This window comes from Coprococcus sp. RTP21204st1_G4_RTP21204_210225 (assembly GCF_040915385.1).
Taxonomy (GTDB): Bacteria; Bacillota; Clostridia; order Lachnospirales; family Lachnospiraceae; genus Allocoprococcus; species Allocoprococcus comes.
Window position 1 is genome coordinate 43,536 of record NZ_JBCPDP010000019.1, and the last position, 12,617, is coordinate 56,152.

General features: G+C 45.3%; 10 protein-coding genes. 2 read left to right on the forward strand and 8 right to left on the reverse strand.

The genetic code is table 11. From position 1 onward, the window contains the following. From recA to AB5213_RS14360, 8 genes are all read right to left on the reverse strand, one after another. The gene (recA, locus tag AB5213_RS14325; protein ID WP_368276854.1) at positions 1-1,071 is read right to left on the reverse strand and encodes a recombinase RecA; all 1,071 of its coding nucleotides are present in this window, start codon (positions 1,069-1,071) and stop codon (positions 1-3) included. Positions 1,072-1,464: 393 nt separating this feature from the next. Then, positions 1,465-2,268 (reverse strand): MBL fold metallo-hydrolase, encoded by an 804-nt coding sequence (locus AB5213_RS14330; protein ID WP_055156598.1) that lies wholly within the window; start codon positions 2,266-2,268, stop codon positions 1,465-1,467. Positions 2,269-2,275: 7 nt separating this feature from the next. After that, a complete protein-coding gene (locus AB5213_RS14335) occupies positions 2,276-2,947 on the reverse strand; it encodes a UDP-N-acetylglucosamine pyrophosphorylase (RefSeq protein ID WP_008372303.1) in 672 nt (223 codons plus the stop codon). Next, positions 2,944-4,995, reverse strand: a complete 2,052-nt coding sequence (locus AB5213_RS14340) for a DNA topoisomerase (RefSeq protein ID WP_173686320.1) — start codon at positions 4,993-4,995, stop codon at positions 2,944-2,946. Before AB5213_RS14340 ends, AB5213_RS14335 begins: the two co-directional genes overlap by 4 nt. A gap of 115 nt (positions 4,996-5,110) precedes the next feature. Beyond that, positions 5,111-7,216, reverse strand: a complete 2,106-nt coding sequence (ppk1, locus tag AB5213_RS14345; RefSeq protein WP_055248284.1) for a polyphosphate kinase 1 — start codon at positions 7,214-7,216, stop codon at positions 5,111-5,113. A gap of 100 nt (positions 7,217-7,316) precedes the next feature. Beyond that, entirely contained in the window at positions 7,317-8,402 is a 1,086-nt protein-coding gene (gene asd / locus AB5213_RS14350; RefSeq protein WP_055156592.1) for an aspartate-semialdehyde dehydrogenase, read from the reverse strand. Positions 8,403-8,585: 183 nt separating this feature from the next. Beyond that, positions 8,586-9,965, reverse strand: a complete 1,380-nt coding sequence (argH, locus tag AB5213_RS14355; protein ID WP_173690131.1) for an argininosuccinate lyase — start codon at positions 9,963-9,965, stop codon at positions 8,586-8,588. 76 nt (positions 9,966-10,041) lie between these two features. Next, entirely contained in the window at positions 10,042-10,704 is a 663-nt protein-coding gene (locus tag AB5213_RS14360; RefSeq protein ID WP_368276852.1) for an epoxyqueuosine reductase QueH, read from the reverse strand. A gap of 188 nt (positions 10,705-10,892) precedes the next feature. Here AB5213_RS14360 and AB5213_RS14365 point away from each other — a divergent pair, with 188 nt between their 5' ends. After that, positions 10,893-11,660 carry an ABC transporter ATP-binding protein gene (locus AB5213_RS14365; protein WP_173690132.1) on the forward strand — a complete coding sequence of 256 codons (768 nt, stop codon included), beginning with the start codon at positions 10,893-10,895 and terminating at the stop codon, positions 11,658-11,660. Beyond that, entirely contained in the window at positions 11,653-12,459 is an 807-nt protein-coding gene (locus AB5213_RS14370) for an ABC transporter permease (RefSeq protein ID WP_173692231.1), read from the forward strand. Before AB5213_RS14365 ends, AB5213_RS14370 begins: the two co-directional genes overlap by 8 nt. Positions 12,460-12,617 lie beyond the last annotated feature (158 nt).

A 12,617-nucleotide genomic window follows, 5' to 3' on the forward strand; every position in this document is an offset into this window, starting at 1 on the left:
TTATTCTTCCTCATCCATCACTTCTTCAGCATCTGCCGGAGCAGCCTGTGCCGGTTCTTCTGCTTTCTGCCCTTCTGCACCGATTCCGTAATGCGCACGGACTTTTTCTTCAATCTCTTCCATAATCTCTGGATGTGTTGTCAGATAAGACTTTGCATTCTCACGTCCCTGACCGATCTTTTCTCCGTTGTATGCATACCATGCACCACTCTTATTGACCAGATCAATCTTCGTCGCAAGATCCAGGATATCTCCTTCTCTGGAAATTCCTTTTCCGAACATGATATCAAATTCTGCTTCCTTGAACGGAGGTGCAATTTTATTCTTCACGATCTTCACGCGGACATGGTTACCAACCATCTCTCCGCCCTGCTTCAGAGTCTCAGTTCTGCGGACATCCATACGGACAGATGAATAGAACTTCAGTGCCCGTCCACCCGTTGTTGTCTCCGGATTACCAAACATAACGCCAACCTTCTCACGCAGCTGGTTGATAAAGATTACAACACAGTTTGATTTACTGATAACCGGTGTCAGCTTTCTGAGTGCCTGTGACATCAGTCTTGCCTGCAGACCTACATGTGTATCACCCATATCACCCTCAATCTCCTGCTTCGGAACAAGTGCTGCAACAGAATCGACTACGATAATGTCAATCGCACCGGAACGTACCATTGTCTCAGTAATCTCCAATGCCTGATCTCCGCTGTCTGGCTGTGAAATATAAAGTTCATCAATATCTACACCGATATTCTTCGCATATACCGGATCCAGTGCATGCTCTGCATCGATAAATCCCGCAATGCCGCCTCTTTTCTGTACTTCTGCGATCATATGTAATGCAACTGTCGTCTTACCACTTGATTCAGGTCCATAAATTTCAATAATACGTCCTTTCGGAACGCCGCCAACACCAAGTGCCAGATCCAGACTCAAAGAACCGGTCGGAACCGTCTCAACATGCACCTGTGCCGCCGGATCACCCAGCTTCATAACTGCTCCCTTACCAAAATCTTTCTCAAGCTTTGCAATTGCTGCGTCTAATGCTTTCTTTTTATTCTCATCATTCATTGTATTATTCGCCATCATTAATCTCCTTATCCCAGATTCTTCGCCCACGCTCTCCATCGAACGAATGTTTGTTCTGGTTCTATATTAGTACATATGTTCTGGTTTGTCAACTACATTTTTAAATCAGATCCACACGTCTCACCTTCCCCGGAGAAGAAACCGAACCCCTCCCGAAAACCTTTCTCGCCCAGATCCTCAAAGCTTCTGACTCCCCCATCATACCACATCTCCCCCTTCCCCCACAACCAGAACACTTCTTCTCGGAAACCATTGCTGACATAATTTTCGCATTCGGAGGCTCATCGGAATGCCCTGCACAACTAAATCTGTCCGGTTTATTTTATTAAAAGCGCGTCCGTCTTCTATTTTCCCGCAGACCGCCCGTCCTGCAATCTAAAGCTCAAACACCTCAAGATCATCCGGTACAAACAACTTCCCGTGATAGTACTCCCGTCCTTCCCGCGTATAAAGCTCTTTCCTCTCCTTAAGATGCATCTCTTCCGTATGATACAAGATCAGATGCGGAATCTGAAGCTCCTCGGCAAGCTGACATGCTTCTTTCACAGTACTGTGGTGTTTTTCATAAGGCTTGAACTTATCTGCTTCTCCATACAGGCAGAACGCCTCATGGGTCAGCCAGTCGCTGCCTTTCACAAATTCATAATCTTTCTCATTGTACGGTTCGTCACCGCAGCAGGTAAACTTCACTCCGTTCGGAAGCAGCATCGTAAACCCGAACTGCTTTGCCTTCGTGGAAAAAATATCGAAAAAGGTGACCGGACAGCCAAGGATTTCCTTTGTCTCTCCGTGATGCACCGGCACAAAAAGAATCCGGTCATCAAAATATTTCGTCACCTTTTTCTGGATCGTAAGTTCTGCGATCATGCGGATTGATCTTGCCAGCTCTTCATGGCAGTAGATCCGGAGATTCCCCTCATATTTTCCCTGGCCGATCTTCTTCTGCCCGATCATCCGTATCAGCCATATCACGCCCAGAAGGTGATCGATATGTTCATGGGTAATAAAAATATCGTGAATGTCTTCCAGCTGGATCCCGGTGTCTTTTAACACCTTTAAAATACGGTTTCCGCCGCCGGTATCCACCAGAAAATGCCTGTTTCCATCCGAGAGGGCAAAACATGTATTATAGCATTCCGTTACTGTTGCATTTCCCGTTCCAAGTATTGTAAGCTTCATCCGTTTATTACTCCTGTCTCATTTCAACCACTTCACCTGCACATTTGTAAATACTTCCTCCCGGCACAAATCCTCTCACCGAAGAAAGTGGATAAATATTGGTATGCGGTCCTACTACACTTCCCGGGTTCAGAATGGTTCCACATCCAACTTCTACATGGTCACCCAGCATCGCGCCGAACTTTTTCATACCGGTCTCGATATTTCCTTCCGGCGTCTTTACAACCACCAGTTTTTTATCGGATTTCACATTAGATGTGATAGAACCTGCTCCCATATGTGACTTGTATCCAAGGATTGAATCCCCCACATAATTATAATGTGGAACCTGTACTTTATTGAAGAGGACCACATTTTTCAGCTCGGTAGAATTTCCGACAACTGCCCCTTCTCCTACGATCGCATTTCCGCGGATAAACGCACAGTGTCTTACCTCTGCGTCCTTTCCGATGATCGCCGGACCGCCGATAAATGCAGTCGGTGCAACCTTTGCGGATCTGGCAACCCACACATTTTCTCCACGTTTTTCATACTCTTCTTCCGGAAGAGACGCACCCAGTTCCAGGATAAAACTGCTGATTTTCGGAAGTACTTCCCACGGGTAGGTCACTCCTTCAAACAAATCCTTTGCGATCGTCTCTTCCAGCGTATACATTTCTTTAACCGTCATTTCTTTCATTCTTTCTTTCCTTTCGATGCTCTGCCTTTGGTTTCTTTTTTATAAAATGCTGCTGCCCTGTCATAGCAGCTTCTTAACTGATACTGGTTATTCAGTCCCAGTACTCCGTTGGTTCTGCTGACAATAAAATGATCCAGTTTTGTCATATATTCATCCGATGTAATTTCTCCCTCTGCCACATAGTTAAGCCCCTTTTCCCAGCTTGCCGTCAGCTCCGGATTCAGAAGTGAACGGATAGAATTCAACACCACATCATAGATCATTTCTCCAAGAAGCGTCGGTGTGATCACCTGCGTCTTTTTATTCAATGCCAGATATTTGATATTGAAGAGCTTTTTCAGGATCTCCGCCCTGGTCGCACTGGTTCCGATCCCGCTTCCTTTGATCTGCGCACGAAGTTCCTCATCCTCGATCAGCTGACCTGCATTTTCCATCGCAAGGATCATGGAACCGGAATTGTATCTCTTCGGCGGTGAAGTTTCTCCCTCTTTGATATCCAGTGATTTCACATCCAGGATATCACCTTTTTTTAACTTCTGGATGGATGCAAAAAATGCGGCATCCAGATCCACATTGTTATCACTTCCATCTCCTTCCGCGTCATTTCCATTTGCATTTTTCTTTGGTGCAGGGACCCCTGCCACCTTCAGATATCCTTCTTCCGCAAGTACACGGAAGTTGGAGAAAAACTGTTCTTTTCCGATCTGTGTTACCAACGCCACTTTCTGATAAACTGCCGGAGGATAGAAGATACTCAGAAACCTCCGGACGATCACATCATACACATGATGAGCTGTTGCAGATACCGAATTCAATGCTGAAAGTCCCTGTCCTGTCGGGATGATCGCATAATGATCCGTGATCTGCTTGTCATTGACATAACGCGTCTTTGCCAGGTTTTTATATGCTCCGTAATGCAGAATATCCTGCATATATGGTGCAGCCATCTGGTATTTACTCAGCCCGTTCAGGTTCTTTGTGATCTCCTTTGATACTGCCGTCGAAAGCACTCTGGCGTCTGTTCTCGGATAGGTGACAAGCTTCTTCTCGTAAAGCTCCTGCACAATGCGGAGCGTTTCATCCGGACTGATCTTGAACCGTTTGGAGCATTCGTTCTGAAGTTCTGCAAGGTTAAACAGAAGTGGCGGATTCTTTTTCTCTTTTTTCTTTTCGATGGATACAATCCGGCAGGTAAGAGGGGATGTTCCCTCTTTCAAAACAGCTATCAGCTTTTTGGCCTCCTCTTTCTCTTTAAATCCATTCTCTTTGTAGAGCTTTGGAGACTCAAAATAAGCCGAACCTTTCACTGCACGCCACTCACCGGTAAAAGTATGTCCGTCTACATTTACCGATTCGATCACACGATAGAACGGCGTTTTAACAAATTCACGGATCTCCCGTTCCCGCCTTACGACCATTCCAAGGACACAGGTCATCACACGTCCGACAGATACAACCGTGTATTTATTCCCAAGATAATTTGAAATGCTGTTTCCATATTTGAGTGTCAGAAGTCTGGAAAAGTTGATTCCCATCAGATAATCTTCCTTCGCACGGAGATAAGCCGAAGCTGACAGATTATCGTATTCTGACAGATCCTTCGCCTCACGGATTCCTCTGAGGATTTCTTCCTCCGTCTGGGAATCGATCCACACACGCCGGCGTTCTTTCCCTTTTACGCCTGCCATCTGTTCCACCAGACGGTAAATGTATTCTCCTTCTCTTCCCGAGTCGGTACAGACATAAATCCGGTCTACGTCCTTCCTGGTCAGTATTCCTTTTACGATCTCAAACTGCTTCTTTACTCCCGGTATCACCTCATAGAGAAATTCCTGCGGAATGAATGGCAGTGTCTGCAAAGACCATCTCTTATACTTTTCATCATATACTTCCGGATAACTCATCGTGACAAGATGACCAACACACCAGGTTACGATCGCCTCATCTGATTCCAGATATCCGTCTTTTCTTTTCAAATTCAAATGCAGTGCCTTGGCAAATTCCTGTGCCACACTCGGCTTTTCTGCAATATATACCGATTTACCCATATAATAATTTTGTACTCCTGTATTTTCACGCTATAGCAACTCTCACAGCGTTTAAAAAGTGAAGCTGATACCAGCTCCACTTTTTTATCATATCATATTCAGAACATAAAACAAATTATTTTCTTCGAAAAATCTTCCGGATTTTATCAACGAAGCTTTGTTTTGTCCGTCCTTCCGGATGTCTGACGGTGATTGCTTCACGCATAAAATATTCCTGGGAATTGACTTTTGAAGTTCCTTTTTCTTTCATGTAGTATTTGCCGTCACTCTTTAATTCTCGCGCTTTTACATTGTCCGCAAGCATGATCTTCAGCATATGTGTCAGCTGTTTCCTGATAGTTTCATCGTAAACCGGACATGCCACTTCCACGCGTTTTTCCGTATTACGCGTCATCATATCTGCGGAACCGATATAGATTTTCTGATCCGCTCCGGTTCCAAAAAGGAAAATACGCGGATGCTCAAGATAACGTCCGACAATACTGGTCACACGGAGATTCTCTGTGTACCCTTTGACTCCCGGAAGAATACAGCAGATCCCACGGACGATCAAATCCACCTTCACCCCTGCATTTGATGCCTCGGAAACCTTCTGGATAAAATCTACATCCGTCACAGAATTCATCTTCATGATGATCCGTCCGTTCGTTCCCTTTTTGATCTCCTCGTCCATCAGCGAAAGCACCTTTGGTTTCAGACTGGTCGGTGAAACAATAATGTGCTGATAGCTTCCATTGAGATTGCCAATGGACATATTCTTGAAGAAGACGGCTGCATCCTCTCCGATTCCCTTATCCGCTGTGATCAGCGACACATCCGTATACATCGTCGCTGTCTTTTCATTGTAGTTTCCGGTTCCCACCTGCGTAATGTATTCGATATTGTTACGGTTCCGGTAAGTGATCAGACAGATCTTGGAATGCACCTTATAACCTTCAAATCCGTAAATCACACGGCATCCTGCTTCTTCCAGACGTTCGGACCAGTCAATATTGTTCTGTTCATCGAATCTGGCTCTCAGCTCGATCAAAACCGTAACCTCTTTGCCGTTCTCGGCCGCCGCACATAAGTACTCTACCAGCCGTGCCTTCTTTGCCAGACGGTAGATTGTGATCCTGATCGTAAGAACGGTCGGATCATAAGCCGCTTCCTTGATCATACGCAGAAACGGATCCATACTCTCATACGGATAAGAAAGAAGTATATCTTTTTTCTTTACCTGCGGAATCACTTTTCCATCCGTCAGATAGCGGGACGGCTGCGGAGTAAACGGTTCGTCGATCAGAGAACGTTTCAGCGATGCCGGAACCTTATCCATAATCGAAAAAATATAATCCAGCTTCATCGGCATCTTGGTCCGGTAGATCTGTGCCGGTGTGATCTTAAATTTGTCACAGAAATACTTTTCCAGTTCCTTATCCAGCGGCTCCGCTGTCTCCATGCGGACCACTGCCATTCTGCGGCGCTTGTGAAGGGTTTCCTGCATCAGCAGGCGGAAATCATCATTGATCTCCAGTGCCTCATCGTCCGGCGACACATCTGCATTCCTTGTCACACAGATATAATTCTTGTTCGATACCTCGTATTTGTCGAACACCACATCCAGATATTCCATGATCACCTTTTCCATACGGATATAACGGATATCATGGCCCGGAAGATATAAAATATCTGACACAAACTGTGGAACCGGTACGATTCCAATCATGGAAGTTCCATTCTGCTTCAGACTTGCGATCACATACAGTTCCTTATTGAGCAGATGTGGGAATGGATGATTGGCATCCACGATCTGTGGAGACAGGATCGGTAGGATCTGGTCTTTGAAGTACTTTTTCACATACTTCTTTTCCTGCTGCTCCAGCTCTTTTATCGATAGTCCACAGACACCGTATGGATTCAGCAGCTTCTTGATCTCCGAGTAAGTCTTGTCCCGCTCTTTATACAATGGTGCTACAGCCGCAAAGATAGCATCCAGCTGCTCTTTCGGATTCATCCCCGAACGGCTGTCGATCGTGCTGTTATCCGTAAGCGACATATCATACAGGCTTCCTACGCGGATCATAAAAAATTCATCCAGGTTGCTTGTAAAAATGGATACAAACTTCATTCTTTCAAGAAGGGGTACTGAAGAATCCTTTGCTTCCTCCAGTACCCTCTGATTGAACTTCAGCCAGGACAGTTCTCTGTTCTGTGTATAGTTCTGCATTTCTTTTTTCATATTAGCCCACCTTCACTCTTCCTTTACACTGGTATAATTTCATTCTACCACTGAATCAGAAGAAAGAAAAGTTAACTTCTTTTAAACTTTCCTGCAAAAGCTATTTCTTTGTGATAAAGCCTTTTGCAGTCAGTGTCTCAGCACAGAGAACAGCTCCTCCTGCCGCACCGCGGACTGTATTGTGGGAAAGTCCGATAAATTTATAATCGTAAAGGGAATCTTCTCTGAGTCGTCCGATAGAAATTCCCATTCCGTTCTCATAATCTACATCCAGTTTCACCTGCGGACGGTTGTCTTCTGTCATATAGCGGATGAACTGCTTCGGTGCACTCGGAAGCTCTGCTTCCTGCGGGAAGCCTTTGAAACTTTCCAGTTTTTCGATCAGCTGCTCTTTGGTTGGTTTCTTTTCAAAATTGATAAATACGGCAGCGGTATGTCCGTTAAGAACCGGTACACGTACACACTGGCATGTGATCTTCGGAGAATCTGCTTTTACGATCTGTCCATTTTCAACTCTGCCGAGAACACGAAGCGGTTCCTGCTCGCTCTTTTCTTCTTCTCCACCAATGAATGGAATGATATTTTCTACCATTTCCGGCCAGTCTTTAAAGGTCTTTCCTGCACCTGAAATTGCCTGGTAGGTTGTAACAACCAGTTCTTTCGGCCCGAATTCTTTCCATGCTGCAAGGCAAGGCGCATAGCTCTGGATCGAACAGTTTGGTTTTACTGCGATAAATCCTCTTGTAGTTCCAAGACGCTTTTTCTGGTCTTCGATGACTGCAAAATGTTCCGGGTTTACTTCCGGGATTACCATCGGTACATCCGGTGTCCATCTGTGGGCACTATTATTAGATACAACCGGTGTCTCTGTCTTTGCGTATGCTTCCTCGATCGCACGAATCTCATCTTTTGACATATCAACTGCACTGAATACAAAGTCAACTGTCTTTGCAACTTCTTCTACTTCGTTGACATTATGTACAACGATCTTCTTGACTGCTTCCGGCATCGGAGTGTCCATTTTCCAGCGGTCTCCGACTGCTTCTTCATATGTCTTTCCTGCGGAACGCGGGCTTGCAGCAAGTGTTACTACCTCAAACCACGGATGATTTTCCAGCAGAGCGATAAATCTCTGTCCTACCATTCCTGTTGCACCAAGAATACCTACTCTTAATTTCTGATCCATTTTTATGTCCTCATTTCCTGTTTTGTCTTTTTAATGCGCACATTTGTACGCGCGATTTGTATATCATAACGCATTTTCCGACATTTTTCAACCCTGACAATTGAAAAACTATGTCTACTTATTAACGCTCATGTTACTGTTTCCAGCACCTGTGACCAGCAATGCTCATTTTCCTTATAACGATTAGCACTCTTCCAGATACGCTTCGTGAAGCGCGATCACCCTTTTCATAGCTTCCGGTCCAGGTGCACCGATCGTATTTCTCTTATTGACACAGGTCTCCATGCTGATCGCATCATAAATATCTTCTTCAAATACCGGAGAGATCTCCTTATATTCTTCCAGTGACATATCATCTAACGCAATCTTCTTATCGATGCAATAAAGTACCAGCTTTCCTACGATTCCATGTGCATCACGGAACGGTACCCCGTGATTTACCAGATAGTCAGCTGCATCTGTTGCATTGGTAAATCCGTGTCTGCAGCTTTCCAGCATACGTTCTTTGTTGAACTTCATGGTTGCAAGCATTCCGGTAAATAAAGCCAGGCATCCTTTCACGGTATCGATGGCATCAAATACCAGCTCTTTGTCCTCCTGCATATCTTTATTGTAAGCAAGCGGAATTCCTTTCATTGTAGTCAGGATCGAAGTCAGTGCACCGTATACACGTCCTGTCTTTCCACGAACAAGTTCCGCAATATCCGGATTCTTCTTCTGTGGCATGATACTGCTTCCGGTGCTGTAGCTGTCATCGATATCGACAAACTGGTATTCATTGGAATTCCAGATGATCACTTCTTCTGAGAAGCGGCTTAAATGCATCATAATCGTAGATAGAGCACTCATCAGCTCGATCAGATAATCACGGTCCGATACCGAATCCATACTGTTCAGTGTCGGTCCGTCAAATCCGAGAAGCTCTGCGGTGTATGCTCTGTCCAGATCATAAGTGGTTCCTGCAAGTGCTCCGGATCCAAGCGGACAGGTATTCATTCTTTTGTAAATATCTTTCAGACGCATATGGTCTCTTTTGAACATTTCAAAATAAGCACCCATATGGTGTGCCAGTGTGATCGGCTGCGCTTTCTGCAGATGGGTAAATCCAGGCATGATCGTCTCGGTGTTGTCCTTCATGATCGCAAGAAGTTCGCGGAGCATATCCACAATCAGTCCCTGCAGTGCGGTGATCTCACTTCTTGTATAAAGCTTCATATCCAGTGCAACCTGGTCATTACGGCTTCTTCCGGTATGCAGCTTCTTTCCTGCATCCCCGATCCGGTCGATCAGATTTGCCTCTACAAAACTGTGGATATCTTCGTATTCCTCTGTAATCTCAAGCTTTCCGCTCTCTACATCCCTGCGGATGCTTTCCAGTCCGTCCAGAATCTGCTGCTTCTCATCGTCTGTCAGGATCCCCTGCTTTGCAAGCATCATAACATGCGCCTTGCTGCCCTGGATATCCTGCTCATAAAATCGTTTATCAAATGAAATGGACGCATTGAAATTATAAACCAGTTTGTCGGTTTCTTTCGTAAAACGTCCTCCCCATAACTGTGCCATAGCTTTCCCTCTTTTCTTCAACGTAATTCTGTGCTTTAGTGTACCATAGAATGTCGGATTCTGTAAAGTTCCCCTCTTAACTTTTCACAGAACTTTCCTCTTCCTCCCGAAGTTTCTTTTCCCGTTCTCTCTGATTTTTGGAATAAATACAGCCACAATAGTTCTGGCGGTAAAGTCCGTAAATCTTTGACAGCTCGGTTGAACGCTTATATCCATTTCTCTTTTTAAAATCCGAAACCAGATAAGCCACTCCATATTTCCCGGCAAGCCGCTCACCAATCTCATTCAGCTTCTGTGCATTTTTCAGCGGACTGATGGAAAGGGTTGTGGTGAAATAATCATATCTGCCTTCTTTTGCAAATCTCGCAGCTTCCCGGAGTCTGAGCTCATAACACCTGAAGCACCGCTCTCCACCTTCCGGAATCATCTCCAGTCCCTTCGCCATCTCGTAAAATTTTTCACTGTCATAATTTCCCGCCTGAAAATGGATCGTATGTTTCGCCGGAAGCTCACGGATCAGCTTCTTCTGTTCGTGGATCCGTTTTTCAAATTCGGATTCCGGAAAAATATTCGGATTGTAATAAAAAACCGTAATCTCAAAATATTCCGACAGATATTCCAGCACATAACTGCTGCATGGTGCACAACAGCTGTGAAGGAACAGACGTGGAACCTTCTTTTCCGATACGATCTGTTCTATCTTTTTATCCAGTTCTTTCTGGTAATTCTTTTTCTGCATCTGTTCATCTCTCCTCATATTGCAGATTTGTTTCTTATTATAGTGCAGCTGTTCTCTTCGCACAATATCTTTTCTGCTCTGTTTTTCTTTTTCCGCTCCATTCCAGCCAGATGCACACACGCTTTTTTTTATTTCTCATAAACTGTAAGTAAAAGACTTATGATCGTTTCTGTATCTGGAGGATTATCATGCAATATGCACTGGAACTGAAAAACGTTCATTATGCTTACCATACACTGGAAGGAGAAACCTACGCCCTGAAAGACATCACCTTTTCGGTCCGCGAAGGGGAATTTATTGCTCTGGTCGGTCCCTCCGGGTGTGGAAAATCTACACTGCTCCACCTGATTGCGGGTCTTCTCACCCCGGAAAAAGGTCTCATCAAAATAAACGGCAGCTATCATCCGGACAACACTTCCGGCATCGGATATATGCTGCAAAAGGATGAACTTCTTGAGTGGCGTACCATCTATCAGAACGTTCTTCTCGGTCTCGAGATCCAGCATGCACTGACTGCCCGTTCCCGCGCACTGGCAAGAGCCTTTCTTACACAATACGGCCTGAATGCCTTTGCAAATGCAAAACCATCCGAACTTTCCGGAGGAATGCGCCAGAGAGCCGCGCTGATCCGCACGCTGGTCCTGAAGCCGGATATCATGCTTTTGGATGAACCCTTTTCTGCCTTGGATTATCAGACCCGGTTAAATGTCAGTGATGATATCGGGCAGATTATCAAAAAAGAGAAAAAAACAGCGATCCTTGTCACCCATGACCTTGCCGAAGCGATCAGTCTTGCTGACCGGATCCTTGTTCTCACAAGCCGTCCGGCAACCATTGGGCAGACGGTCAATGTTTCCTTTTCTGATCCGGGACTTTCCCCGCTTGCCCGCCGCAATGCCCCGGAATTTAAGACTTATTTCAATCTGATCTGGAAGGAGCTGAACCCGGATGAATGAACTTTCAAAAAACCAGCTGCATTACCTGAATATGCACCGCAGACATAAACGGATCATTGCTGTTTCCAGAGTCTCCATCTTGCTGACATTCCTCTTTCTCTGGGAATTTTCGGCAAATACAGGACTGATCGACTCTTTCATTTTCAGCAGTCCTTCCCGGATTGCCCTGTGTTTTCTGGAAATGACCGGTGACGGCAGTATTTTCCGTCATATCGGAGTGACTCTTTACGAAACCCTGGTCAGTTTTATCCTGGTAATCTTCTTCAGCCTTTTTGTCACCGTCCTTCTCTGGCTCTTTCGGAAGCTTTCGGAAATCCTGGAGCCTTATCTGGTCGTCCTGAACAGTCTGCCAAAATCTGCGCTTGCTCCGCTTCTCATTGTCTGGCTCGGCGCAAACCGCACAACAATTATCATTGCCGGAATGTCTGTTGCAATCTTCGGGAGCATACTGAACCTCTATTCCGAATTTTCCGAAGTAGACCCAGATAAAATCATGCTCATCTACACTCTTCACGGAAACCGGCTCCATGCCCTCTCCAAGGTAGTGATCCCAAGCTGCATTCCGGCGATCATCAGCACCATGAAGGTCAATATCGGGCTCTGTCTGGTGGGCGTGATCATCGGAGAATTTATCGGCGGCAGGGAAGGACTTGGCTATATGATCATCTACGGCAGTCAGGTCTTCAAGCTCGACTGGCTGCTGATGAGCATCTGCATCCTCTGCGTGATCGCCATGCTGCTCTATGCTCTGATCGGACTGATCGAGAAGTGGTATCTTTGCCGGTGTAAGATTTCCTGATATTTATCAGAAACTTCACAGGGAAAGTCTCTTCTTTCTCCCTCGCTTTTCAAAAAGGAACCATACTTTTCAGATCATTTCTGGTATGCTCCCCGTCAAGAGGACAATAAAAAATAATAAATTTTTGTATCGTCAGCCATGCTATGGCTGGCGATATT